This window comes from Acidovorax sp. 69, assembly GCF_002797445.1.
Taxonomy (GTDB): Bacteria; Pseudomonadota; Gammaproteobacteria; order Burkholderiales; family Burkholderiaceae_C; genus Acidovorax.
Genome location: NZ_PGEP01000001.1, coordinates 1,117,461 through 1,141,488, shown reverse-complemented (window position 1 = coordinate 1,141,488; position 24,028 = coordinate 1,117,461). Strand labels below are relative to the sequence as shown.

General features: G+C 66.4%; 23 protein-coding genes and 1 tRNA gene. 10 read left to right on the top strand and 14 right to left on the bottom strand.

Annotated elements, in window-relative coordinates; genetic code table 11:
- Positions 1 to 60 precede the first annotated feature (60 nt).
- From CLU85_RS05260 to CLU85_RS05235, 6 genes are all read right to left on the bottom strand, one after another.
- Positions 61 to 357, bottom strand: coding sequence for a YciI family protein (locus CLU85_RS05260; protein ID WP_100409367.1), 297 nt, complete (start codon positions 355 to 357; stop codon positions 61 to 63).
- A 103-nt stretch (positions 358 to 460) separates the two neighbouring features.
- On the bottom strand, positions 461 to 1,528 hold the full coding sequence (locus CLU85_RS05255) for a cyclase family protein (RefSeq protein ID WP_100409366.1): 1,068 nt from the start codon (positions 1,526 to 1,528) through the stop codon (positions 461 to 463).
- Between the two features lie 28 nt (positions 1,529 to 1,556).
- Positions 1,557 to 2,351, bottom strand: a complete 795-nt coding sequence (gene pcaD / locus CLU85_RS05250; RefSeq protein ID WP_100409365.1) for a 3-oxoadipate enol-lactonase — start codon at positions 2,349 to 2,351, stop codon at positions 1,557 to 1,559.
- Positions 2,352 to 2,383: 32 nt separating this feature from the next.
- Positions 2,384 to 3,589 carry a 3-oxoadipyl-CoA thiolase gene (pcaF, locus tag CLU85_RS05245; protein WP_100409364.1) on the bottom strand — a complete coding sequence of 402 codons (1,206 nt, stop codon included), beginning with the start codon at positions 3,587 to 3,589 and terminating at the stop codon, positions 2,384 to 2,386.
- Between the two features lie 39 nt (positions 3,590 to 3,628).
- A complete protein-coding gene (locus CLU85_RS05240; protein ID WP_100409363.1) occupies positions 3,629 to 4,279 on the bottom strand; it encodes a 3-oxoacid CoA-transferase subunit B in 651 nt (216 codons plus the stop codon).
- Between the two features lie 29 nt (positions 4,280 to 4,308).
- Positions 4,309 to 5,010: a 3-oxoacid CoA-transferase subunit A gene (locus CLU85_RS05235; protein ID WP_100409362.1), complete on the bottom strand. Its 702-nt coding sequence runs from the start codon at positions 5,008 to 5,010 to the stop codon at positions 4,309 to 4,311.
- A gap of 91 nt (positions 5,011 to 5,101) precedes the next feature.
- Here CLU85_RS05235 and CLU85_RS05230 point away from each other — a divergent pair, with 91 nt between their 5' ends.
- Entirely contained in the window at positions 5,102 to 5,905 is an 804-nt protein-coding gene (locus CLU85_RS05230) for an IclR family transcriptional regulator C-terminal domain-containing protein (protein ID WP_100409361.1), read from the top strand.
- 43 nt (positions 5,906 to 5,948) lie between these two features.
- On the opposite strand, the gene CLU85_RS05225 is transcribed toward CLU85_RS05230, so the two are convergent.
- Complete coding sequence (locus CLU85_RS05225) at positions 5,949 to 6,170, bottom strand: hypothetical protein (protein ID WP_198509136.1); 222 nt, start codon at positions 6,168 to 6,170, stop codon at positions 5,949 to 5,951.
- A 188-nt stretch (positions 6,171 to 6,358) separates the two neighbouring features.
- Between CLU85_RS05225 and CLU85_RS05220 the strand changes: the two genes are divergently transcribed.
- Entirely contained in the window at positions 6,359 to 6,793 is a 435-nt protein-coding gene (locus CLU85_RS05220) for a DUF1841 family protein (protein WP_100409359.1), read from the top strand.
- Between the two features lie 25 nt (positions 6,794 to 6,818).
- Here CLU85_RS05220 and CLU85_RS05215 read toward each other — a convergent pair whose 3' ends face one another.
- Complete coding sequence (locus CLU85_RS05215; RefSeq protein WP_232727735.1) at positions 6,819 to 8,081, bottom strand: putative Na+/H+ antiporter; 1,263 nt, start codon at positions 8,079 to 8,081, stop codon at positions 6,819 to 6,821.
- 184 nt (positions 8,082 to 8,265) lie between these two features.
- Positions 8,266 to 8,928 (bottom strand): cytochrome c, encoded by a 663-nt coding sequence (locus CLU85_RS05210; protein WP_100409357.1) that lies wholly within the window; start codon positions 8,926 to 8,928, stop codon positions 8,266 to 8,268.
- Between the two features lie 106 nt (positions 8,929 to 9,034).
- Between CLU85_RS05210 and CLU85_RS05205 the strand changes: the two genes are divergently transcribed.
- From CLU85_RS05205 to CLU85_RS05175, 7 genes are all read left to right on the top strand, one after another.
- Positions 9,035 to 9,889 (top strand): MoxR family ATPase, encoded by an 855-nt coding sequence (locus CLU85_RS05205; protein WP_100409356.1) that lies wholly within the window; start codon positions 9,035 to 9,037, stop codon positions 9,887 to 9,889.
- On the top strand, positions 9,890 to 10,135 hold the full coding sequence (locus CLU85_RS05200; protein ID WP_100409355.1) for a hypothetical protein: 246 nt from the start codon (positions 9,890 to 9,892) through the stop codon (positions 10,133 to 10,135).
- Positions 10,136 to 10,151: 16 nt separating this feature from the next.
- Positions 10,152 to 10,751, top strand: a complete 600-nt coding sequence (locus CLU85_RS05195) for a GNAT family N-acetyltransferase (protein WP_100409354.1) — start codon at positions 10,152 to 10,154, stop codon at positions 10,749 to 10,751.
- Positions 10,752 to 10,772: 21 nt separating this feature from the next.
- A complete protein-coding gene (locus CLU85_RS05190; protein ID WP_100409353.1) occupies positions 10,773 to 11,960 on the top strand; it encodes a VWA domain-containing protein in 1,188 nt (395 codons plus the stop codon).
- 207 nt (positions 11,961 to 12,167) lie between these two features.
- Positions 12,168 to 14,033 carry an autotransporter assembly complex family protein gene (locus CLU85_RS05185; protein ID WP_198509248.1) on the top strand — a complete coding sequence of 622 codons (1,866 nt, stop codon included), beginning with the start codon at positions 12,168 to 12,170 and terminating at the stop codon, positions 14,031 to 14,033.
- Complete coding sequence (locus CLU85_RS05180) at positions 14,033 to 18,460, top strand: translocation/assembly module TamB domain-containing protein (protein WP_232727734.1); 4,428 nt, start codon at positions 14,033 to 14,035, stop codon at positions 18,458 to 18,460. The genes CLU85_RS05185 and CLU85_RS05180 overlap by 1 nt, the downstream gene beginning before the upstream one ends.
- A 55-nt stretch (positions 18,461 to 18,515) precedes the next feature.
- Positions 18,516 to 18,590, top strand: a tRNA-Arg gene (locus CLU85_RS05175).
- A 120-nt stretch (positions 18,591 to 18,710) separates the two neighbouring features.
- On the opposite strand, the gene CLU85_RS05170 is transcribed toward CLU85_RS05175, so the two are convergent.
- Both CLU85_RS05170 and CLU85_RS05165 read right to left on the bottom strand, forming a co-directional pair.
- Positions 18,711 to 19,106, bottom strand: coding sequence for a hypothetical protein (locus CLU85_RS05170; protein WP_100409351.1), 396 nt, complete (start codon positions 19,104 to 19,106; stop codon positions 18,711 to 18,713).
- Positions 19,107 to 19,275: 169 nt separating this feature from the next.
- Positions 19,276 to 20,178 (bottom strand): EamA family transporter, encoded by a 903-nt coding sequence (locus CLU85_RS05165; RefSeq protein WP_100409350.1) that lies wholly within the window; start codon positions 20,176 to 20,178, stop codon positions 19,276 to 19,278.
- A gap of 89 nt (positions 20,179 to 20,267) precedes the next feature.
- Here CLU85_RS05165 and CLU85_RS05160 point away from each other — a divergent pair, with 89 nt between their 5' ends.
- The gene (locus CLU85_RS05160) at positions 20,268 to 20,759 is read left to right on the top strand and encodes an Lrp/AsnC family transcriptional regulator (RefSeq protein WP_100409349.1); all 492 of its coding nucleotides are present in this window, start codon (positions 20,268 to 20,270) and stop codon (positions 20,757 to 20,759) included.
- Here the strand turns inward: CLU85_RS05160 and CLU85_RS05155 are convergent, their stop codons facing one another.
- The 3 genes from CLU85_RS05155 to CLU85_RS05145 all read right to left on the bottom strand — a co-directional run bounded on the left by CLU85_RS05155 (position 20,760) and on the right by CLU85_RS05145 (position 23,983).
- Positions 20,760 to 21,752 (bottom strand): 2-dehydropantoate 2-reductase, encoded by a 993-nt coding sequence (locus tag CLU85_RS05155; RefSeq protein WP_100409348.1) that lies wholly within the window; start codon positions 21,750 to 21,752, stop codon positions 20,760 to 20,762.
- A gap of 222 nt (positions 21,753 to 21,974) precedes the next feature.
- Complete coding sequence (locus CLU85_RS05150) at positions 21,975 to 23,327, bottom strand: ATP-binding protein (RefSeq protein WP_198509135.1); 1,353 nt, start codon at positions 23,325 to 23,327, stop codon at positions 21,975 to 21,977.
- Positions 23,324 to 23,983, bottom strand: a complete 660-nt coding sequence (locus CLU85_RS05145; RefSeq protein WP_100412379.1) for a response regulator transcription factor — start codon at positions 23,981 to 23,983, stop codon at positions 23,324 to 23,326. The genes CLU85_RS05150 and CLU85_RS05145 overlap by 4 nt, the downstream gene beginning before the upstream one ends.
- Positions 23,984 to 24,028 lie beyond the last annotated feature (45 nt).

The window sequence follows — 24,028 nt, the reverse complement described above, 5'->3', positions numbered from 1 at the left end:
CACTCCAAAGAAATGGGGAAATGCAGTGCGCGGACAGAGCCGTCGGAACACGCAGAACGGCTAGAGAAAGCACTGGCCGTCGACATAGGCCTTGCGCCAGCGCGTGAGCGTCACGCGATCGAACAGGCCGGCGGTGTGAAACGGGTCGGACTCGATGAAGCCCTGGGCTTCTTCACGCGTCTCCAGCGCCACCACATAGAGGCCGCCACCCAGGTCTGTGCCGTCGTCGGCCAGCTTGGCGCCGCACGCCAGCAGCAGCTCTTTGTGCTGATCCAGAAACGCCAGATGCGCAGCCCGCATGGCCTGGCGCACCTGCTGGTGGTCGGGCTTGTCGAAGGTTTCGATGATGAAAGGCACAACGGTTTCCTCGTGCGCGGTAATTCGGCACATGCAAACGCCGGAACTCCGGCCAACAGGTTTTTCTCTTTCGGGCAGCGCGCCGACCGAAGCGGGGTGACGCTCAGACGGTGGCGACCGGTGTCACGGGCGAGGCGATGGCCCCGGGTAAATTCAACGGTGGCGCCGTCAGCAGGAAGCGGTAGCGGCCGCGCTCACGCAGCCATTCGGCGAGCGGCGTCAGGTGCCACAGCTCGCCCAGGTGCACGCCCAACTTGAACAGGCAGTGCTCGTGCAGCGGCAGAGCCGCGCAGCAGTCGGCGCCCGGTCGCGCAGGATGCGCTTCCACGGCGTAGTTATCAGCCGCGATGGCGGCCAGATGGCTGTCGGTGATCCACTGCAGCAGCTTGTCATCGCGCCCGTCCAGCACCGCGCAGCTGACCGCCAGCGTGCCCGGGTGCGGGTGCTTGCGCATGCCCAGTACCACCTCGGAAAAACCGGTGTGCAGGCAAACGATGTCGCCCGGCTCCACCGCCACGCGGTCGGCGTCGAGCACGCGCATCAGCGCGTCGTAGCCCACCAGCGTGCGCGCGTCGCCCAGGTGGGCACGCAGGTCCACCATTACGCCGCGGCCCTGCACGCCCGTGCGTGCCATGCCCTCAATGCCAAGCGCGTGCGCGGCCGAGGTACTGACGGCCGCGCCCGGTGCGGCGGGCACGCCAGCATCACGCACATCGCTCGGGCCGACCACGTCGCGGCCAGCGGCATAGCCGTTGTAGTACAGCGCTTCCGGCAAACCGTCGCCATTGGCGTCGAACATCGAGCCCGCATGCGCCAGGCCATCCCACTGCGTGGAGTACTGCAGGTGCAGGATGGCCAGGTCGTCCGACAGCACATCGGTGCGGCCCGGCTCCAACCCACCCAGCAGGCAGTTGAAATTGACCAGCCCCTTGCGCAGCAGTGGCCGCAGCACCGGCGGGTTGCGGTTGGGGTTGAGCGCGTTGCCGCCCGGGTAGTCGAGCGGCAGGCTCAGCGCGAAGGCCAAACCTTCATGCACTTCGGCCACGCCCTGGCGCACCTTCTCGGGCGTGAGCAGGTTCAGGCGTCCCAATTGGTCGTTGGGGCCGAAGTCACCCCAGTTGGAGCCTTCGGGCCGGTGTCGCCAGCGGGGGTTGGTGGGCTGTAGATCCATGCGGTGTCTCGCGCGCGGAAAACAATGCTCAGCGCGCCAGGAAGGCGGCCAACGCGGCGTCGAACTCCGACGGCGCTTCGAGATTGGACAGATGCGACGCCGACACTTTGGCCAGTTGCGCACCGGCAATCGCAGTCTGCATGGCCTGCGCATCGGCCACCGTGGTCACAGGGTCGAACGCGCCGGCGATCAGTAGCGTGGGCACGGTGATGGTGTCGATGGCGCTGCGCAGGTCAGCCTGGGCCAGCGCCTCGCAGCAGGCGGCATAGCCTTCAGGCGCCAGGTCGGCGATCCAGCCCTGGGCGCGGCGTACCGCGTCGGGTTGCTGGGCGATAAACGCTTCGGTGAACCAGCGGCTGGGCGATGAATCCGCCAACTCGTCCATGGCGGCCGCGCCCTTCTCTCGCACCAAGGCTGCGCGCGCAGTCCAGCCGTCGGCGGTGCCGATCTTGGCGGCACTGTTGGCCACAACGAGGTGGTTCAGGCGCTGGGGTACATTCACGCCCAGCCACAGGCCGGTGAAGCCGCCCATGGAGATGCCGCAGAAACTGGCGCGCGCGATCTGGAGCGCGTCCAGCAGGGCGATCACGTCGCCACCGAGCTGTTCGAAGCTGTAGGGACCGGGCGAAACCACACTGCCGCCATGGCCGCGCGTGTCGTAGCGCACGACCCGGTAGTCCATGGCAAAGCGTTCAGCCTGCGCATCCCACATCTCCAACGTGGTCCCCAGAGAGTTGGAAAGCACCAGCGCGGGGGCGCCCTCGGGGCCGTCGATGCGGACACGGAAGGCGCCGCCGGGGGTCTGGAGAGTGGAAATGGGCACGGACTGGATTCCTTGGTGTTCGCAGGCGCGGCTCAGACGCGCTCCAAAATGATGGCAATGCCCTGCCCCACGCCAATGCACATGGTGCACAGCGCGTACTGGCCGGCGTGTTCGTGCAGGCGGTTGACGGCGGTGGTGATCAGGCGCGCACCGCTGGCACCCAGCGGGTGGCCCAGCGCAATCGCGCCGCCCCACGAGTTCACACGCGCGTCGTCGTCCTTGAGGCCCAAAGCACGCAGCACGGCCAGGCCTTGTGCGGCGAACGCTTCGTTGAGTTCAATCACATCCATGTGGTCAATGGTCAGGCCCGTCTGCGCCAGCACCTTGAGCGTGGCGGGTGTGGGGCCAAAGCCCATGATGCGCGGCGCCACGCCAGCCGTGGCCATGCCCACCACACGGGCACGGGGCTTGAGGCCGTACTTGGCGGCGTTGATCTCATTGGCCAGCAGCAGCGCGCAGGCGCCGTCGTTCACGCCACTGGCGTTGCCAGCAGTCACCGTGCCATCGGGCCGCACCACGCCCTTGAGCTTGGCCAGCGCTTCCAGGCTGGTCTCGCGCGGGTGTTCGTCCTGGCTCACGACGAGGGCGTCGCCCTTTTTCTGCGGGATGTGCACGGGCACGATCTCGCGCGCCAAGTGGCCCGCCTTGATGGCGGCCACGGCGTTGAGCTGGCTGGCCAACGCCATGCGGTCTTGCGCTTCGCGCTCGATGCCGAAATCGGTGGCCACGTTCTCGGCGGTTTCTGGCATCGAATCGACGCCGTACTGTGCCTTCATCAGCTTGTTGACGAAGCGCCAGCCGATGGTGGTGTCGTACACCGCGTTGTTGCGGCTGAACGCCGACTCTGCCTTGGGCATGACGAACGGGGCGCGGCTCATGCTCTCTACACCGCCAGCAATCATCAGCCCGGCCTCGCCGGACTTGATGGCGCGTGCAGCGGTGCCGACGGCATCCAGCCCCGAACCGCACAGGCGGTTGATGGTGGCGCCGGGCACGTCGATGGGCAGGCCCGCCAGCAGGCTGCTCATGTGGGCCACGTTGCGGTTGTCTTCACCGGCCTGGTTCGCGCAGCCGTACAGCACATCGGTCACCGCGGCCCAGTCCACGCCGGGGTTGCGATCCATCAGCGCCTTGATGGGGATGGCACCCAGGTCGTCGGTGCGCACGCTGCTGAGGGCGCCGCCGTAACGGCCGAAGGGGGTGCGGATCGCGTCACAGATGAAGGCTTGGGTGGTCATGTTTTGTCTCCTCGGTAGGCAATGGGATGGGGGTGTTGGTCAAGCCGCAGGCCGGATCGGCAAACCCACCAGCTGCTCCAGCTCGGCCAGCGACAGGCCGGGCACCATGTCGATGAGCTGCAGCCCGGTGGGTGTGCAGGCCAGTGTGCACAGATCGGTGTAGATGCGCTTCACGCAGGCGACACCGGTGAGCGGGTAGCTGCACTGCGTCACGATCTTGCTGGCGCCCTGCTTGGTCAGCAGATCCATCATCACCCAGGTCTGCTTGGCACCGATGGCCAGGTCCATCGCGCCGCCCACGGCAGGGATGGCGCCGGGTTCGCCCGTGCTCCAGTTAGCCAGGTCGCCGGTGGCGCTGACCTGGAAGGCGCCCAGAACGCAGATGTCCAGGTGGCCGCCGCGCATCATGGCGAAGCTGTCGGCGTGGTGAAAATACGCGCCGCCGGGCAGCAGCGTCACGGGCTGCTTGCCGGCGTTGATGAGGTCGTAGTCCTCCAGCCCTGCAGCCGGCGCCGGGCCCATGCCCAGAATGCCGTTCTCGCTTTGCAGGATGACCTCGCGGCCCTCGGGGATGTGATTGGCCACCAGGGTGGGCTGGCCGATGCCCAGGTTGACATAGGCACCGTCGTGGATGTCCTGCGCCACACGTTTCGCCAACTCATCTTTACTACGCTTTTGATAGCTGTTCATGCTTATTCTTTCTGCGCTTGCGGCCAATTTCACGCGGATTTTTTGAAACCACCGGCCTGCGTGGCGACGCGGTCGATTTGGACCACATGGCTCACGAAGATGCCGGGCGTGACGATGGCTTCGGGGTCCAGGGTGCCCAGCTCGACCACTTCGTGCACCGTGGCAATGGTGGTCTTGGCAGCAGTCGCCATCACGGGGCCAAAGTTGCGCGCCGACATGCGGTAGGTGAGGTTGCCCCAGCGGTCGCCTTTTTCGGCCTTGATGAGGGCCACATCGCCATGGATGGGGAATTCGAGCACGTAGTGCTTGCCGTTGATCTCGCGCGTTTCTTTGCCTGCAGCCAGCTCGGTGCCGTGCGCCGTGGGGCAGAAGAAAGCGCCAATGCCCGCGCCAGCGGCGCGCAGGCGCTCGGCCAGGTTGCCCTGGGGCACGAGTTCCAGCTCTAACTTGCCGCTGCGGTACAGCTCGTCGAACACATAGCTATCGACCTGGCGCGGAAAGCTGCAGATGATCTTGCGCACCTGCCCGGCCTTGAGCAGCGCGGCCAGGCCCTGGTCGGCATTGCCCGCGTTGTTGTTGACCACGGTGAGGTCGCGCGCGCCCTGGGCGATGAGGCCGTCAATCAGCTCGCCGGGAATGCCCGCTGTACCAAATCCGCCTATCAGCACCGTGGCACCATCCTTCACCCCCGAAAGGGCCTGGGCCACCGAATCCGCCAGTTTGTTGATCATCGAAACGCTTTCATGATGTGCATGACTTCCGCTTAGAATTTGTTCGCTTATAGAACAAATGTTCGCATAAAGAATTATAGAGGGCACATGTATGAATCCCGAAACGCCAACCACCAAAGACCCCAAGCCCAGTGACAGCTATGTGCAGTCGTTCGCGCGCGGGCTGGAGGTCATCCGCTCGTTCAGCGCGGCCACGCCGCAGCAGACGTTGAGTGAAGTCGCCGCGCAGACGGGCCTGACCCGTGCAGGCGCCCGCCGCATCCTGCTCACGCTGCAGACGCTGGGCTATGTGGAGACGGACGGCAAACTGTTTCGCCTGAGCCCGCGCATCCTGGACCTGGGGTTTGCGTACCTCTCGTCGCTGCCGATCTGGAACCTGGCCGAGCCGGTGATGGAAGACCTGGTGGAAGAGGTGCGCGAATCTTCATCGGCCGCCGTGCTCGACGGCCTCGATATCGTCTATGTGCTGCGTGTGCCCACGCACAAAATCATGCGAACCAACCTGGGCGTGGGCTCGCGCCTGCCCGCACCCTGGACCTCGATGGGCCGCATGCTGCTGGCGGGCCTGCCGGATGAAGAGCTGGTGACACGCCTGGCCCCACACCCGCTGGAGCGCTTCACAGCCCACACGGCCACCGACCTGCCCACGCTGCTGGCTCGCATCCGCGAGGCGCGCCAGCAAGGCTGGTGTCTGGTGAACCAGGAGCTGGAAGAAGGATTGATCTCGATCGCCGCGCCGCTGGCCGACCGCACAGGGCGCACGGTGGCCGCGCTCAACATCAGCGGGCAGGCCAACCGCACCAGTGCCGAAATGATGCAGGAGACCCTGTTGCCCGCGCTGCTGAGTGCCGCCAGAACCATCTCGCGCATGATGGGCGCACCGAGAAGTCGGTGACGGAAAAAAGGCGGGAGGCAAAGAGACTCAAGACCGGCAGCGCTCAGCGCTTGCGAAAGCCCAGCACCAGCACCACACCGCCAAGCACCATAGCGCCCAGACTCATCCATTGCGGGATGTTCACGGACTCTTTTTCCTTCACCGTCAGTTCCAACGGCCCCAGCTTGGCTTGTGTGGTGTCCTTGGTAAAGCTGAAGCCACCGGTCAGAAAACCGGCAAGACCCAGCACCAACAACAGCACACCCACGATTCGCATTGCATTCATGACAAGTTCTCCCAACACCGGGGTTTGATGGACTGCGGCAAAGCGGCCCCGGCTCCTCGGCTATGCGCCATGCCAATGTAGGGCGGCCCCACCGTCTGGCACGTAGGACGCCACCGCAGCCCCACGTAGCGCAGCGGCGCGACCCCGCAGCCACCGAGGCAAAAGGGGGCGTGCTACCCTCACGCCCCATGTTCAGCCCCTCCCAAGCCGACGTGCGCCGCTTTCTTTGCGGGGTACATGCCAAGACCCAAAGCGGTGCCCCCATGGAAGCCATCGAGACGCTGGCCAGCCTGTGGATTGCCGAGCACCCCGAATACCACGCAGACCTGTCCGATGCCGACGCGGCCGTGGCGCGCAACTACGACGAAAAGCCGGGCCAGACCAACCCGTTTTTGCACCTGTCGATGCACCTGTCCATCAGCGAACAATGCAGCATCGACCAGCCGCGTGGCATCCGTCAGGCGGTGGAGCTGCTGACGGCGCGGCTCGATTCGCTGCACGACGCCCATCATGCGGCCATGGACTGCCTGGGCGAGATGCTGTGGGACAGCCAGCGCGCTGGCCGCCCGCCCGATGGCGACGCCTACATCGCGTGTGTGCAGCGGCGCGCCACGCGGGACTGACAACCCGCACCACAACTGCCTGCAGTCAAAACAATTTGAACGCGATCACCGCCACCAGCGTGGGCGGCAAGGCACCCAACAACAACCCCAAGGGGTGGATCGCGTTGTCCGCAAACTTCTCTTTCAGGATGGCCGCTCCGGCGGGGTTGGGTGCGTTGGCGATGACTGTCAGGCCGCCGCCCGTCACGGCTCCTGCCACCAATGCCACCTTGAACTCGTGGCTGAGCCCCTCGACCAACGACCCCAGGTAGGTCAACGCTGCGTTGTCGGTGAAGGCCGTTAACGCCACTGCACCGAAGAACACGGCGTTGGCATCCATCTTCATCAACACCGGCTGCAGCCACCATTGCTGCATGCCTCCCAAAACCACCAGTCCCGCCAGAAAAAAGGCCACCAGCAGCGCCTCGCGCAGGATCAGCGGGTTTTGATGGCGCTGGTAGGCCGTGGTAAAGCCCATGAAAAAAAGGAACAGCCCCATAAAAACCGCAGGGTGGTGGGCAAACAGCACGACAAGCCCGAGGAACCCCAAGTGCACCAGCATGACAGACACGGGGACTGGCACCTCATCCGACGCGAGCTTGCGCCCCATGTGTCCCACCTGGTGGCGAAACAGCCAGGTGGCGATGGCCGCATTGACCACCACAGCCACAGCCGCCTTCCAGCCAAAGTGGGACACCATGAACCACAGGTCCCAGTTCCACTGGGTGGCCACCATCAGCACCGGCGGTGCGGCAAACGGCGTGAGCGTGCCACCGATCGATATGTTGACGAACAACACGCCAATGGTCGAATACTTGAGCTTGTTCGACAACGGCTGCGAAAACAAGATATCGCGCAGCATCAGCGCGGCCAGCGTCATCGCGGCGGGCTCGGTGATGAACGAGCCCAGCAGAGGCACCGCCGACAAGACCACAAAATACATCGCCACTCCGCGCTGAAACGGCATGCACCGCGCCAGCAAGCGCACAACAGCACCCGCCAGTTGAAGGATGGGCCTTGTGGCGGCAATCACCATGATTGCAAACACAAACAGTGGTTCAGTAAAGTTGCGCGAGTCCAGGTACGCCGTGGCCTCTTGTTTGCCGCTGATGGAGAACATGAACATCATGAGCACCAGCGCCCAGAAGCCAAAAACCACCTCCACCTCGCCCAGCAAATGCCAGATGCCCGCATGCCGGGGCTGCGTGTGGGCCAGATGCTCGAAATATTTGGTAGAGAAAGTGTGCAGGATCGCCAGTCCGAAAAGGACGGCACCAATGCCTTGAATCAGGGTGGGAGAGGGGTTCATGGGTCGCAGAAAAACCGCGAGGCGGCCCGACCAGCGCATAAACCTGCCGGGCCACCACGGCGCCGACACCCTGTGCGTATTTTACCGGAACCTCACCGCACAACCCTGTAGGCGCAGGGCGCTATCGGGCACAAAAAAGCCCGCCAGAGGCGGGCTGGGTTGCCAGGCGTGGGCCTTGCGCAGATCAGCGGAAGCGCGACTGGGGCACAGTGTGCAGATCACCCTCAAGGCTACCCACATAGCTGGACAGTGCTTTCAGCTCGGCGTTGGTGAACTGTTTGGCCACACCGCCCATGATGGCGTTGCCACGGCCCACCTTGGTGTTCTTCTCGGCCTTGTAAGACTTGAGCGCCACGAACAGGTAGTCAGAGTGCTGGCCTGCAATCTTGGGATAAGAAGGATCGATGGGCTTGGCGAAGTTGTCGCCATGGCACGAAACGCAAGCCCCCTTCTTCAGCAACTCGGCCACTTGCACGCTGGGTTCGCGGGCTGCTTTGGCGGGCAGTTCGGCGCCGGTCTTGCCATGCTGTTCGTAATAAGCGGACACATCGGCGATGTCTTTTTCAGAGAGCGACTCGGCAATACCACGCATGGTGGGGTGCTTGCGTTCGCCCTTTTGGTAGGCGACCAACGCTGCGGCGATGTACTTGCCGCTTTGGCCCGAAATCATGGGCACCTTGTGCACCTCGGGGAAACTGGCCTGATAGCCAGTAATGCCGTGGCAGCCAATGCACATGGCGATTTTTTGCTTACCGGCTTCCACGTCGCCTTTGGCTTCCTGGGCATGGGACAAGGCGGTCACGGAAGCGACAGCCAGGGCAAATAGCGTGGTCAACGTTTTGTTCATTTTGCGCGCACAATCTCGTGGAAGTTCAGCTCTGGGCTCTGATCAGCCGTTGATTATAGCCAGCGCCCTGTCAAGCCCATCCATCAACGATCCGGTGTTTTCCCCCATGAAATTCCAAGGCTCCCAGAACTACGTCGCCACCCAGGACCTGATGCTCGCTGTCAATGCCGCCATCACGCTGCAACGGCCGCTTCTCATCAAGGGAGAGCCCGGCACGGGCAAGACGATGTTGGCCGAGGAAGTGGCCCAGGCCCTGGACATGCCGCTGCTGCAGTGGCACATCAAGTCCACCACCAAGGCCCAGCAGGGCCTGTATGAATATGACGCCGTGAGTCGCTTGCGGGACAGCCAACTCAACGATGGCGACAGCGCCGAGCGCGTGAAGGACATCCGCAACTACATCATCCAGGGCGTGCTGTGGCAGGCCTTCACGGCCGACCGCCCCGTAGCGCTGCTGATTGATGAGATCGACAAGGCCGATATCGAGTTTCCGAACGACCTGCTGCGCGAAATCGACCGCATGGAGTTCTACTGCTACGAGACGCGCGAACTCATCAAGGCCAAGCACCGCCCGCTGGTGTTCATTACCTCGAACAACGAAAAAGAGCTGCCCGACGCGTTCCTGCGCCGCTGCTTCTTCCACTTCATCAAGTTCCCCGAAGCCGACACGATGCGCCAGATCGTGGCAGTGCACTTCCCCGCGCTCAAGAGCGAACTGCTCGGTGTGGCGATGAAGACGTTTTATGACGTGCGCAATCTGCCCGGCCTGAAGAAGAAGCCATCGACCAGCGAACTGCTCGACTGGCTCAAGCTGCTGGTGGCTGAAGACATTCCGCTCACTGCCCTGCAAAGCGCCGACAACAAGGTGGCGGTGCCGCCGCTGGTGGGCGCGCTGCTCAAGAACGAGCAGGATGTGAGCCTGTTTGAAAAGCTGGTGTTCATGAACCAGAGGAACCGCTAAGTGGGCAGCGGCGACACCAACACGCGCCAGCTGCTGGTCAACGGCGTCGCAGACGCCGTGGGCTTTGTGGGCGGGGCCCTGCTGGGCTTCTGGTTAGGCCATTTGCTGGGGTTCGATATTTTTGCCCCTGGCTATGGCACCGCCAGCCTGGTAGGCATTGTCCTGGTGGGGCTGGGTGGCGGTCTGGGCCTGCATGCGGCCAGGCGCTGGCAGGCCAGCCGCCGCAGCAAGCCCTCCAAAGATTGATCGCGGGTAAAGACACATGGCATTTGTAGAACCTGTCACCTTGCGTGATCGCGGCGTCCGCCTGGAGCCCCTGGCTCTGTCGCATGAAGACGGCCTGCGAGCCGCTGCGGCCGATGGCGAGCTGTGGAAGCTGCGCATCACGTCGGTGCCCGAGCCACACGAAACCCGCACCTACATCGAGGCAGCGCTCAAGATGCGCGAAGACGGCAACCGCTTCGCTTTTGCGGTACTGGACGACACCACCGGCAAGGTCTTGGGCTCCACCAGTTACCACGACATCGTGCCCGCCGTGCGCCGGGCAGAGATTGGCTACACCTGGTATTGCAAAAGCGTGCAGCGCACCCACGTCAACACCACCGCCAAGCTGCTCATGATGGGCCACGCGTTTGACACCCTGGGCTGCCACGTGGTGGGCTGGCGCACCGACAACTACAACTTTGCCTCGCAAAAAGCCATTGAGCGACTGGGCGCCAAGAAGGACGGTGTGCTGCGTGGCCATGCGTTACGCCGCGACGGCACCATCCGTGACACCGTGATGTACAGCATGCGCGCGGGCGAGTGGCCTGAGGCCAAGGCGCAATTGCTATATCTTTTAGAGCAGTACGCGCACGTTTAACAAACGCCAGGAGCCTAAAACATGCTCATCGACTTCTTCTACACCCTGCGCTCGGCCAAGCTGCCGGTTTCCGTGAAGGAATACCTCACCCTGCTCGAAGCCTTGCAGGCGGGCGTGGTAGGTCCCAAGTCGGACGACGCCTGGGCCCTGGACGATTTCTACAACCTCTCGCGCCTCACGCTGGTGAAGGACGAGAAGCATTTCGACAAGTTCGACCGGGCCTTCGGCGCCTACTTCAAGGGCGTGGAGATGGTGGCCGACTTCACCAAGGAAATTCCGGCCGACTGGCTGCGCAAGATCCTGGAGAACGAGCTGACGCCCGAGCAAAAAGCCGCCATCGAAAAGATGGGCTGGGACGAGCTGATGGAGACGCTGAAAAAGCGCCTCGAAGAGCAGAAGGAGCGCCACGAGGGCGGCAGCAAGTGGATCGGCACGGGCGGCACCAGCCCCTTTGGCCACGGCGGCTACAACCCGCAGGGCATCCGTATTGGCGGAGCGGGCAAGAACAAGAGCGCCGTGAAGGTGTGGGAGCAGCGTGCCTACAAAGACTACGACGACCAGCAGGAGCTGGGCACGCGCAACATCAAGGTGGCGCTGCGCCGCCTGCGCAAGTTTGCGCGCGAGGGCCATGAGCTCGAACTCGACCTGCCCGACACCATCCGCAGCACGGCAGCCAACGCCGGCTACCTCGACATCAAGATGGTGCCCGAGCGGCACAACAACGTGAAGGTGCTGCTGCTCATGGACGTGGGCGGCACCATGGACGAGCACATCCAGCGGGTGGAAGAACTCTTTTCGGCCGTCAAGACCGAGTTCAAACACCTGGAGTTCTATTACTTCCACAACTGCGTGTACGACTTCATGTGGAAGAACAACCGCCGCCGCTTTGCCGAAAAGTTCCCGACCTGGGACATCATCCGCAAGTACAACAAGGACTACAAACTCATCTTTGTGGGCGACGCCACCATGAGCCCCTACGAGATCCTGCAGCCCGGCGGCAGTGTCGAATACAACAACGAAGAACCTGGCGCCGAATGGATCCAGCGCCTGACGCACGCCTTCCCCAAACACGCCTGGATCAACCCCGAGCCGCAGGGGGTGTGGCAATACCGCCAGAGCATCAGCATCATCCAGCAGCTCATTGGCAACCGCATGCATCCACTGTCGCTCAAGGGGCTGGAAGAAACCATGCGACTGCTGTCAAAGTAGCATCCGATGGTCAAGCGTGGTGCCTTGTAAGCATCTGTCCGACAAAGGGCGCACCGGTTTCAGGGCATAGTCGGGCTCTGGTGTAGGTCTTCTTAGACCTGCATCCCCCTTCATCCGCTGCCAACCTGACTATCCCTTCGCGTCGTGCCCATCCGCGTCTTGTGCCCTGCCACTGCAACTACCCCAACGCCGGCCCTGTGGTCGGCGTTGCTGCTTTGTGGCGCCTTGTGTCTGAGCGGCTGCAGTTTTTTGCAACGTGCAGACAAGTCCCCCGCCAGCGACCAGAGTGCCAGTGCAGACGCGACAGAAGGAGCCGCGTCGTTTGACGTGGTGGTGCAAGCGCCCAATGGCGTGCGCGAGACGCTGGAGCGCCATCTGGAGCTGCAGCGCTTTCGCCAACTGCCCGACCTGCAGGCCAACGAGCTGCAGCGCCTGCTGGGCGCCACCGACGCCAATGCGCGTGACCTGTTGGGCACCTTGGGCTACTTTGCGCCCACCATCACGGTCGTGCTAACCGAGGCGCCAGACGCCGCCAGTAGCCGCAAAGCTGCGCCCCGCACCGTCACGATCACCGTAGAGCCCGGTCCACAAACACGCATTGCCAGTGCCGACATCACCGTGGCGGGCACCGCCGACGCGGATACTGACAGCCTCGCGCGTCAAGAGCAGCGCCTGCAGCGCAACTGGTCCCTGGCGCCCGGGCAGCCCTTCACCCAGTCGGCCTGGGACAACGCCAAGGCCGACGGGCTGCGTCAGTTGCAGACGCGGCGCTACCCCACGGCCCGCATCGCCAACAGCCGGGCCGAGATCGATGCCGACCAGCACCAAGCAAAACTGGGCGTGAGCTACGACCCCGGCCCCGCCTACCGCTTCGGCCCCTTGCGGGTACAGGGCAGCCAGCGCTACGACAGCGACGGCGCGCGGCGCCTGGCACGCCTGCCCACGGGCGCTGTCTATGACGAGGCAGAGATGCTGGACGCCCAGCTGCGCCTGGCCAGCAGCGGCTACTACGACGCCGTGTTCCTCACGCTCGACGCCGAGGGCACCGACCCGCAGGCCGCTCCCGTCGTGGCCCAGGTGCGCGAGGCCCCGATGCAGAAGCTGGTGTTCGGCCCCGGCTTCTCGACCGACAGCGGCGCACGCCTGTCGCTGGAGCACATCCACAACCAGTTGCCCTTCATCGGTTGGCGCGCGGTGAGCAAGCTCTCGCTGGACCGCGAGACCAAACACGCCAGCAGCGAATGGACCGACCTGCCCAACAACAACGGCTGGCGCTGGTTTGCAGGCGCCCAGCTGCAGCGCGAGGCGACGGGCGACTACGACGTCAACAGCGCGCGCCTGCGCGCAGGCCGCAGCAAGAGCACCAAAACCATCGACCGCAACTACTTTTTGCAGTACGACTATGCCAACAGCCAGGGCCTGACTGACAACACGCGATCGCCCTCCGACACCAGCACGGCCCTGAGCGTGAACTACGGGTGGACAGGCCGCTACTTCAACAGCCTCACCGCCCCCACGCGGGGCCACGGCGTGGCGGTGGAGCTGGGCCTGGGCACCACGCTGCGGCCAGAGCGCGACCCGTTTGTGCGGACCCTGGTGCGGTGGCAGTCTTTCATCCCCGCAGGCCGCGTGCAGGACGAGGCGGGCATGGGCCGCAATGCCCGTGTGGCACTGCGGGCCGAGGCAGGCGCCGTGCTGGCCCGCGAAGGCGCACAGATCCCCGTCACGCAGCTGTTTGTAACGGGCGGCGACACCACGGTACGCGGCTACGGCTACCGCAGCATTGGCGCGCGCACCGACAACGGTCAACTTTATGGGGGCCGCTACCTGGCCGTGGGCAGCGTGGAGTGGCAGCGCCCCATCGTCTACGGCGGTGCCATGACCGACTGGGAAAGCACCCTGTTTGTGGATGCAGGCGCCGTGGCCGACAAGGTCGGTGACCTGAGCCCGCGCGTGGGCGTGGGCGCCGGTGTGCGCTGGCGCAGCCCCGTGGGCCCGCTGCAGGCCGACCTGGCCTATGGCGTCAAGACCAAGGAAGTGCGGCTGCACTTGCGCCTGGGGTTCAGCTTCTGATGGCGATGAACGCCCCGCACCTTCCCACACCCCGCGCCCGCGCGTCGGACTTCAGCGCCGGGTCCTCGTCGGCCCCACGCCCGCGCCCACCGCGCCCATCACGGGCCCACCGCGTGCTGCGGGCTCTGGGCTGGCTGCTGGTGGCCCTGGTGGCCCTGCTACTGGCGGCCTGCGCGCTGCTGTGGTGGTGGGCAGGCAGCGGCACATCACTGGCCACAACGCTGGCCCGAGCGGCGCAATACCTGCCCGCCCACCAGCAACTGGAGAGCCGCGAGGTCAGTGGCTCGCTGCGCAGCGGCGGGCGCATTGGCTGGTTGCGCTGGAGCAGCCCCACCCTGGCGGTGGAAGTGACCGACATCCGCCTGGGCTGGCAGTGGGCCCCCTTGCTGCAGCGCCGCCTGGAACTGGGCGAGGTGCACGCCGCCCGCGTGCGGATCACGCCCCAGCCCCGGCCCGCCGATGCGCCGGAGCCACCGCCCACGCCCCTGACTGACCTGGTGCTGCCGCTGCAGCTGGGCGTGCCGTTCCGTGTGGACCAGCTGCAGTGGGCCGGGTCGCCCGCCGTGGAGGCCCAAGGCCTGGTGGGCGACTACCGGTTTGACGGCCGCCAGCATCGCCTGAACATCGGCGCTGTTGGGCTGGCCCAGGGCCACTACAGCGCCCGCGCCACGCTGGACGCACAAGCCCCCATGGCGCTGGATGCCACCGTGGACGGCACTGTGCGCACCGCCGTCCCGGGGGGCGGCGCAGCGCTGCAGGTGGGTGCCCACGCCACGCTGCAGGGCACACTGGCCACCGCTGCGGCGCAGCTGCAACTGCAGGCACGCCTGAAGCCCGCACCGACCAGCGAAGCTGCAACACCGCCTGCAGCCGCGCCTGCCAGCAAACCGGCTGCACCACAACACCCTCCCCCACGCACAACCCCTGCCCCCGCTACAGACCCCATGCAGGCCGACCTGACCGCCACACTGGCACCGTGGGCACAGCAGCCCCTGCAGTCCGCCAACGCCACGTTGCGTGCCGTCAATCTGGCGGCCCTGTGGCCCCAGGCTCCGGTCACGCAGCTGCACGGCACGTTGCAAGCCGGGCCGACATCCGGTGGTTCAGGCACGGCAGGCCATCCCGCAGGCTGGAGCCTGCAGGCCCAGTTGCGCAACGACCTGCCCGGCCCATGGGACACCACCCGCCTGCCACTGACCGCATTGGACGCCAGCGCGAGCTACGACGGCACCCGCTGGACCGTGCCCAGTGCCACCCTGCAAGCGGGCGCGGGCAGCATCACCGCGCAGGGCCACTACACCCCCGCTACCCACGCTCTGGAAGGCCAGGCCAACCTGCACGCGCTGCGCCCCGACGCCTTGCACACGCTGCTGGCCGCCGCCCCGCTCTCCGGCCGCGTCACCGCGCAGACTCAGGGCGACGCCGTGCGCTTCAGCGCCGATGTGCGGGCCGACCCAGGCAAGCCTGTGCGCGCTGCAACCACAAAGACCACAGCGGCAGCAGGCGCACCACTTCGCATCAACACCTTCAGCACACAAGGCACCTGGCAGGCTGCCGACGGCGGCACGGTGCGGCTGGACCGCCTGTTGCTGGACGCCCTGCAGGCCCGCGTGGAAGCCACCGACCTGCGCATGGCACTGGCCGCACAGTCCGCCCAAGGCAAGGTCACCTTGGCGGTGCCCGGCGCCACAGCACAGGCACAGGGCGCGCTGGCAGCCCAAAGCGGCGCTGGCGACCTGCAGGTGCAGTGGACCGACACCGACCGCACACAGCGCTGGCTGGCCAGCCTGCCGCTGGTGGGCCCCACCGTGCAACGCACGCTGCATGGGGCCAGCGCCCAGGGAGCGGCACAGCTGACCGCCCGCTGGAAGGGGGGCTGGCAGACGTTGGCTCAGCAACTGCAAACCGCCAGCACCGCCACCAACGCGCCCACCCGCAACCAGGACCGCTTTGAGCTGCAGGCCTCGCTGAATGCCCCCCAACTGGACCTGACGCTGCCTGCCACCACCAACGCAGGCGGCGGCACAACCGCCGGGCAAGCCCTGCAACTGCGCGCCATCCAGGCAGAACTGGGTGGCAACCTGGCAAAGGCCAACCTGGCACTGCGTGGCGAGATCCGCACGCCAGCGCCACAGGCCCTGCAGACGGCAGTGGAGACCCGCGTCTCCAGCACCATGGTGGGTGCTGGGCAATGGCAGGTGCAGGTCAGCGAGCTGCGCCTGCAAGCGCAAGCGGCGCAGCGCCCAGGGCCGTGGGCCCTGCAACTGTCGGAGCCTCTGGGCCTGACCGTGCGCACCGGCCCCCCTAAACCCAGCGCACCCGCGTCTGGGGCCAGCGGGCGCTCCGCGCCATCGCCCGCCACCAGCGCCACCCTCAGCCTGCAGGCAGCAGCCGGGCAAGCCCGCGTGACGGGCCCCTTGCCGGGCACCGTGACGCTGCGCTGGTCGCCCGTGCAATGGTCTGCGGCCACGGCACCTGGCGCCAGCCCGCGGTTGCAAACGCAGGGCACGCTGCAGGGCCTGCCCATGGCCTGGGTGGATGCGCTGGGCCTCGGCGAGACGCCCGCCGCCGCAGGCCGGCCCGCGCAGCCGCTGCTCGCGCGCATGGGGCTGGCCAGCAGCATCGTGCTCGACGGGCAATGGAGCGTGGACACCACGGGCGACGCACTGCGCGCCAGCGCCAGCCTGCGCCGTGCCAGTGGCGACCTGCGCATCCTGGCGGGCGACGCCACGGCCGTCACGGCGGTGCAAAGCAGTGGCCAGGGCACCGGCCCGGGGGCCACCACCGTGCTGGCGACCGGGGCCACACCGCCCGCAGGTGCATCCGGCATCCCAGGCACCCTTGCCGGTGTGCGCCAGGCAGAAGTTGCGATCACGGCTGAAGGCGACACTTTGCGTGCGCGCCTGCTCTGGGCCAGCGACCGCGCGGGTGAAATCGACGCCACCGCCAGCACGCGCCTGGCCGCCGCCAACACCCCTGCCCCCTTCACCTGGCCTGCCGATGCGCCGCTGGCTGGCACCCTGCGTGCGCGCCTGCCCGATGTGGGCGTGTGGTCGGCCCTGGCACCGCCCGGCTGGCGCGTGCGCGGCACGCTGGACGCCAGCGCCACCTTGTCGGGCACACGCGATGCGCCGCGCTGGGCGGGCACCCTGGGGGCCGATGACATGGCCGTGCGCTCGGTGGTGGATGGGGTCGACCTGCAAGGCGGCCGCCTGCGCGCCACGCTGCAGGGCAACCAGCTCAACATCACCGAGTTCCGACTGCAAGGCGGGCGTGGCAGCAACGCGCGCATCGCAGGCTTCAGCGGCAACCGCACAGCGGCGGCGCAAGACGGCGGCACGCTGACCGCCACCGGCCGCGTGGCCTGGGGTGACAGCGCCACGGCCACATCCACCACAACATCCCCCGGCCTGTCAGGCATCACCATGTCCCTGCAGGCCGAGGCCAAGGCCCTGCAGGTGCTGGTGCGTGCCGACCGGCAGGTCAGCGTGTCGGGCCAGCTACAGGCGCAACTGCAGCAGGGGCAGATCAGCCTGCGCGGCCAACTCACCACCGACCGCGCCACCATCATCCTGCCCGACGAATCTGCCCCCAGCCTGGGATCGGATGTGGTCGTACGCTCTGCCGCCAAGGACCGCGAAGACCAGGCCAAAGCCCAGTCCGCCGCCAAGGCCAGCCAGGTAGCGGCCCAGGCAGAAACGGCCAAGCCCCCCGACATCGCCATCACCCTCAACCTGGGGCGCGACTTTGCGCTGCAGGGCCAGGGCATCACCACGCGCCTCACGGGCGAGGTGGACATCCGCAGCAGCGCCGTGCCCGGCGCCCCACCCCGCGTGACTGGCGAGGTCCGCACCGACGAAGGCCGCTACCGCGCCTGGGGCCAGATGCTGGACGTGGAGACGGGCCTGATCCGCTTCAACGGCCCCTACAACAACCCCTCGCTCGACATCCTGGCGCTGCGCCCCAACATCAGCGTGCGCGCGGGGGTGCAGGTCACCGGCAGCGCGCAGACGCCGCGCGTCACGCTGTACTCCGACCCCGAGTTGCCGGACGCCGAAAAGCTGTCGTGGGTGGTGCTGGGCCGCAATGCATCGGCAGGCGGCGCGGAAGCCGCCGTGCTGCAGCAGGCCGCGCTTGCCCTTCTGGGCCGCAACGGCGGCAAGAGCCCCACCGCCAACGCCGCCAGTCGCCTGGGCCTGGATGAAATCGGGTTTCGCAGCGCCACGGCGGGCGACGACGCCAGCGCCGCTGCACTCACCTTCGGCAAACGCCTGTCCAAAGACCTGTATGTGACCTACGAGCGCAGCCTGTCGGGCACGCTGGGCACGCTGTACATTTTTTACGACCTGTCCCGCCGCCTCACCCTGCGCGGGCAAACCGGCGAGAAGAGTGCGGTGGACATCATCTACACCGTGAAATACGACTGAGGTCCCAGCGGCCAGAGAGGCGGCCGCGCGCCACTACAATGCGCGGCTGTCTTGCCTCCTCGTAGTTCAATGGATAGAACGAGTGCCTCCTAAGCGCTAGATACAGGTTCGATTCCTGTCGAGGGGACCAAATTCACAGCCAAAATGGCGGCAAGCGCTAGTGCAATATGCGCTGACAGCTATCAAATTTGGAGCAACCTCACACAGTACGTACGCTGCACCAGTCAGCCTGTAGTGAGCCCCGCACACCCTACTTCGGGTCTGTCTTGCCTTCCGGCCCTCGCAGGTGCGGCGCAAGGTGTTCTGCGGCCACAGCATCGGCCGAAGGATCATCCGGGCTGACCATGGTGCCCGCTGCGGCACCACCCAGCGCACCGGCAATGCTGCCCAAAGTGCCTCCGACCACCACCCCCACCGGGCCCGCAACGGCCACGCCGACAGCGGCACCGGCTGCGGCGCCAGCCATCATGCCGCCGCCCATCAAGGCGGAGTGGGCTTCGCGCTCTGCGTCTTCAGGCTCCAGCGCGGTCTGTGCGCCGGTCCGGGGGTCTTGCGATGGGATGCCGTAGCCGGGGCGCGCTTGCTCGGCCAGGTCTTTGTCCACGGGTGTGGCGGTCGCAGTGGAAGAGATGGTGGATGGAATCATGATCGGCTCCTTGGACAGGGGGCGACGGCGCCAACGGGGTGCCGTCACTGTCCCTTTTTAGCCCTGCAGCCACGCCGCCCATGCCAGCCTGCAGACCACACCACTGTCAGGCAATGCGCCGTGCCATGGCACCGCCTGCCTTGCGGCACCGCGCCGCCAGCACGCGCCTTCAGGCCGCCTGCGGCGCTGCGCGGTCGGCAGCAGCAGGCCGCGCAGCCGTCATTGCACTGCCCATCGACGCGGCCATGATGCAGCCAATGGCCAGCCACTGCACCACGCTCAGGTGCTCGCCCAGCAGCGCCATGGCCACCAGTGCAGCCACCGCAGGCTCCATGCTGATCATGATGCCGAAGGCCTCCTTGGGCAGGCGCTTCAGGGCCATCATCTCCAGCGAGATCGGGATGGCACTGGACACTGCCGCCACCGCCACGCCGATGAGCAACACGGTGGGCGACAGCAGCGCGGCGCCCGCATGCGCCACACCCACCGGCACCACCACCAGCGCCGCGACCAGCAGGCCCAGCGATACCGAATGCCCCGCGTGCAGGTGCCCGGCGCGCTTGCCGAACACGATGTACAGCCCCCAGAACACCGCAGCGCCCAGGGCGTAGGAGACTCCCACCGGGTCCAGCGTGCTGCCGTTGAGCCCCAGCGGCAGCAGCATGCCCAGGCCCGCCATGGCCAGCGCCACCCAGACAAAATCCACCGCGCGGCGCGATGACCAGATGGCCACCGCCAAGGGGCCCGAGAATTCGATGGCCACCGCCAGTCCAAACGGCAGGGTGCGCAGCGACATGTAGAACATGAGGTTCATGCCCCCCAGTGCCGCGCCGTACAGCATGACGGCCCGCGCATCGGCACGCGACAGATGCCAGCGCCAGGGCCGCCACAGCAGCAGCACCAGCAGCGCCGAAAAGCCCACGCGCACCGCGGTGGTGCCCTGCGCCCCCACCACCGGAAACAGCCAGTGCTTGGCCCACGAGGTGCCAATGCCCAGCGCAGTGACGGAGCCCAGAACGGCGAGGAAAGGGAAAAAACGGTGAAGAAGAGACCGGAAAGGGGAAGCGCTCATGGGCTGAAAATATAGTGCGACCCTGGCGTGCTTTTGGCTCGATTTTTGGAGCTTGCACGCAACTTTCGCTCACCTCCCAAGGAGCCTCCATGGCCACCCCGGCAGCACTAGACCGCTTCGACCTCGCGATCCTGGACATCCTGCAGTCCGACAACACCACGCCCCAGCGCGTGATTGCACAGGCGGTCAACCTCTCGGCACCTGCCGTCCAGCGGCGCATCCAGCGGCTGAAGGACAGCGGTGTCATCCGCGCCAATGTGGCCGTGCTCGACCCGGTGAAAGTGGGCCTGCCGCTGACCATCATGCTGGAGGTCCACCTGGAAAACGAGCGGCCTGACCGCACCGCCCCCTTGCGCGCACGCATCGCGGCCGAAGATGCCGTGCAGCAGTGCTACAGCGTGACCGGCGAGGCCGACTACCTGCTGGTGGTGACCGTGGCGTCGATGTCTGACTACGAAGCGCTGACGCAGCGGCTGTTTGAAGGTGACGACAACGTGCGAAGGTTTCGCACCTCGGTAGCGCTGGCTTGTCTCAAGACGGGGCTGAGCCTGCCGCTGGACAAGGCCATGCCGCCCGCCTGATCACAGCCCCAGCATCTTGCGCATCTGCGCGCCGCTGAGGCGCTGGCGCGGGCCGCCCAGCAGTTCGCACATGCGCGCATTGAGCGGCGCGGCCATGCCCTGCTGCGCAGCCAAGCGCACCACGGCGCCACACAGCGCGTCGATCTCCGTCACGCGCCCGGCCTCCAGGTCGTCCCACATCGACGATCGGGCGGTGGCATCGATCTGCAGCATGCGTTGGGCCAGCCGCGTGAACAGCCAGTTGGGCAGGCGCATCACATGGGGCAGCAGCGTGGGCGACACAGCGGTGACCTGGGCGGGCGTGATGCCCGCGCGCGCCATCACGCGCAGTGCCTCGGTCTGCAGTGCGGCAAAGACGCGGCGGCAGTCGCGGTCGAGCAGCTCTTGCCGCAGGGGCAGGTCTGACAGCGCATTGACCGGGTTGTTCAGGTTGAGCAGCAGCTTGCCCCACTGCACGGCACGGATGTCCGGCGGCAACACGGTGGCCAGCCCCGCCGCGTTGAACAGGGGCGCAATGCGCTCCGTGGCGGCATCGCGCTGCACTTGCAGCGGGCCTGCGGTGGCGCGGTGCACATGGGCGCCACGCAGCACCACGTTGTAGGGCACCATGCCAGCCAGCACATTCAGGCCGGGCGCCAGCGCCCGGGCGCGGGCCACGTTGTCCACCCCATTTTGCAGAGAGATGACGCAGGTGCCGGGCGCACAGACTGCCGCCAGTTCGCGTGCGGCGGATTCGGTGGCGCCACTTTTGACGCACAGCAGGATGATGCTGTCGGCGCTGGGGGCCGCGTCGGCCAGCGTGTGCGCCAACTGCAGGGCCGAGCGGGGTACAGAGTGGTCAAAACCATCAAGATCGGTGACCTGCAGGCCCTGCAAGGCAATGGGCTCCAGTGCATGGGGGCGCCCCACCAAGCAGACCGACTGGCCCTGAGCTGCCAGGCGCCCCCCCACATAACAACCAATGGCGCCTGCGCCCAAGACGATGAAGTTCATGCTGATGCGTGTGTGCTGAGGTGGAGGTGTGGGCAGGCAGACCGTGGAGCCGGACGGCCCTGCGCGAGGCGGTCACATTGTGCGCGCCACACGCAACGCAGCGTGGCGCACAGGTGACCGGGCAACTTGCCCCCTGCTTGCAACTTTTAAACCTTTCAGGCCGATAGCGCCCGTACAACTTGCCCGAAAAGCTATCTATTCAATAGCAGATTACAGACACTCTCAGGACTTTGTCACGGCAAAACGCACGGTCACCCGCAGCCCCCCCAGGCGCACGGATGTGTCCAGCGCCACGGTGGCGCCATGGCCCTGCGCAATGGCCTGCACGATGGCCAAGCCCAGGCCGCTGCCAGGGGCGCCCTCTGCCGTTTCACGCACGAAGCGCTGCATCACCCGCTCGCGGTGCTCGGGGGCGATACCGGGGCCGCTGTCTTCCACCGTGAGCACAGCCTGACCGTTGTCAGTGCGCACCTGCAGATCCACCCGACCGCCGGGCGGTGTGTACTTGATGGCGTTGTCCAGCAGGTTGCGCGCCAGCATGCGAAGGGCCTCGGCATTGCCAGGGACGGTCATGGCGTCGGATTCCAGCAAGCCCACATCCATGCCGCGCGCCTGGGCGGCGGGGGCCACGTCGGCCAAAGCCAGTTGGGCCACGGTGCGCAGGTCCACGGGTTCGGTGGCGGCCGCGCTTGCCTCTTGCCGGGCCAGGGTCAGCAACTGCTCGACCAACCGCGTCGCGCGCTCGATGCCTGAGGACAGGCGTTCGATGGCCTTGGCGCGGGCGGCGTCGTCACCCGCGCGCTGCAGACCCTGCAGTTGCAGCCGCAGTGCGGCCAGCGGCGAGCGCAGCTCGTGTGCGGCATCTGCCACAAAGTGCTGCTGGGCCTCAAAGGCATGCTGCACACGCTCGAACAGCAGGTTGAGTTCGCTCACCAGGGGCTGCACCTCGTCGGGCAGTTGCGCATCACTCACGGGCGAGAGGTCGTCGGCCTGGCGCTGGGCCAGTTGGCGGCGCACACGCTCCACGGGTGCCAACGACCGGCTCACGCCCCACCACACAGCCAGCACCAACAGCGGCGCCATGAAGGCCAACGGCGCCAGCGTGCGCAGGGCCAGGCTGCGGGCCATGTCGCGCCGCGCGGCCATGTTCTGCGCCACCTGGATGACCTGCGAGCGCGTCTGCATCGAAAACACGCGGTAGGTGCCGCCGCGCGCCTGCACATTGGTGAAGCCCAGTACGGCAATCTGCGGCAGGGCCGCACCCACGGCGGATTCAAAAATGCGCAGGCCCTCGTTGGTCCACACCTGCACGATGAATTCGTGGTTTTCGTCCTCGGGGTCCAGGCCCTGGCCCAGACCTTGGGCATCCACCGGCAGACCCGAACGCAGGGCCAGGGCGGTTTGCTGCATGTGATAGTCGAACAGCGCATCGGCCTCGGCCAGCGCCCCCCGGTAGGCCAGTGCGCCTTGCACGGCCCCCGCCAACACGATGGCTGCAAGCAGAAACACCAGCAACCGCACGCGCAGCGAGCGGGGGAGCATGCCGCCCACGGCCCGAGCGAGCTTGCCGGTCATGCCTTCGGCACCAAATAGCCCACGCCGCGCACGTTCAAAAGCACGTCAGCCCCCAGCTTCTTGCGCAGGCCGTGGATGTAGACCTCCACGGCGTTGCTGTTGACTTCATCCCCCCAACCATAGAGCTTGTCTTCCAGCTGCTGGCGTGACAGCACCATGCCGGGGCGGGCGATGAGCGGCTCCAGCACGGCCCATTCGCGCGCCGACAGCACCACGGTCTCGCCCTGCACCGTGGCCTCGCGCGTGGCGGGGTTGATGCACACGCCTTTGTGTTCATACACCGGCTCTGCCCGCCCGGCTGCACGACGCAGCAGGGCGCGGATACGGGCCAGCAGCTCATCAAGGTCATAGGGCTTGAGCACATAGTCGTCGGCCCCTGCGTCCAGCCCGTCGATGCGCTGGGCCACGGCGTCCCGTGCGGTAGCCACCAGCACAGGGGTCCGGTTTTTGCGGGCGCGCAAATCGCGCAGTACGGTCAGGCCATCACGCTGGGGCAGGCCCAGGTCGAGCATCACCAGGTCGTAGGCTTGTGTGCGCAGCGCAGAGTCGGCTGCGTCACCGTCGCGGGCCCAGTCCACGGCGTAATGTTCGGCACGCAGCAGGTCTGCAACGGCTTCACCGATCATGGGGTCGTCTTCAACGAGGAGCAGGCGCATGGGGGCAAGCATAGTCAATGATTGAAAAAGGGCCACCGCAGTGGC

Coding starts and splice junctions, on each gene's coding strand:
- CLU85_RS05230 (WP_100409361.1), top strand. CDS start 5,102: ATGAATCCCGAAACGCCAACCACCAAAGACCCCAAGCCCAGTGACAGC.
- CLU85_RS05155 (WP_100409348.1), bottom strand. CDS start 21,752: ATGAACTTCATCGTCTTGGGCGCAGGCGCCATTGGTTGTTATGTGGGG.
- CLU85_RS05255 (WP_100409366.1), bottom strand. CDS start 1,528: ATGGATCTACAGCCCACCAACCCCCGCTGGCGACACCGGCCCGAAGGC.
- CLU85_RS05225 (WP_198509136.1), bottom strand. CDS start 6,170: ATGAATGCAATGCGAATCGTGGGTGTGCTGTTGTTGGTGCTGGGTCTT.
- CLU85_RS05150 (WP_198509135.1), bottom strand. CDS start 23,327: ATGACCGGCAAGCTCGCTCGGGCCGTGGGCGGCATGCTCCCCCGCTCG.
- CLU85_RS05205 (WP_100409356.1), top strand. CDS start 9,035: ATGAAATTCCAAGGCTCCCAGAACTACGTCGCCACCCAGGACCTGATG.
- CLU85_RS05220 (WP_100409359.1), top strand. CDS start 6,359: ATGTTCAGCCCCTCCCAAGCCGACGTGCGCCGCTTTCTTTGCGGGGTA.
- CLU85_RS05210 (WP_100409357.1), bottom strand. CDS start 8,928: ATGAACAAAACGTTGACCACGCTATTTGCCCTGGCTGTCGCTTCCGTG.
- CLU85_RS05180 (WP_232727734.1), top strand. CDS start 14,033: ATGGCGATGAACGCCCCGCACCTTCCCACACCCCGCGCCCGCGCGTCG.
- CLU85_RS05240 (WP_100409363.1), bottom strand. CDS start 4,279: ATGAACAGCTATCAAAAGCGTAGTAAAGATGAGTTGGCGAAACGTGTG.
- CLU85_RS05160 (WP_100409349.1), top strand. CDS start 20,268: ATGGCCACCCCGGCAGCACTAGACCGCTTCGACCTCGCGATCCTGGAC.
- CLU85_RS05215 (WP_232727735.1), bottom strand. CDS start 8,081: ATGAACCCCTCTCCCACCCTGATTCAAGGCATTGGTGCCGTCCTTTTC.
- CLU85_RS05235 (WP_100409362.1), bottom strand. CDS start 5,010: ATGATCAACAAACTGGCGGATTCGGTGGCCCAGGCCCTTTCGGGGGTG.
- CLU85_RS05165 (WP_100409350.1), bottom strand. CDS start 20,178: ATGAGCGCTTCCCCTTTCCGGTCTCTTCTTCACCGTTTTTTCCCTTTC.
- pcaF (WP_100409364.1), bottom strand. CDS start 3,589: ATGACCACCCAAGCCTTCATCTGTGACGCGATCCGCACCCCCTTCGGC.
- CLU85_RS05145 (WP_100412379.1), bottom strand. CDS start 23,983: ATGCGCCTGCTCCTCGTTGAAGACGACCCCATGATCGGTGAAGCCGTT.
- CLU85_RS05170 (WP_100409351.1), bottom strand. CDS start 19,106: ATGATTCCATCCACCATCTCTTCCACTGCGACCGCCACACCCGTGGAC.
- CLU85_RS05190 (WP_100409353.1), top strand. CDS start 10,773: ATGCTCATCGACTTCTTCTACACCCTGCGCTCGGCCAAGCTGCCGGTT.
- CLU85_RS05195 (WP_100409354.1), top strand. CDS start 10,152: ATGGCATTTGTAGAACCTGTCACCTTGCGTGATCGCGGCGTCCGCCTG.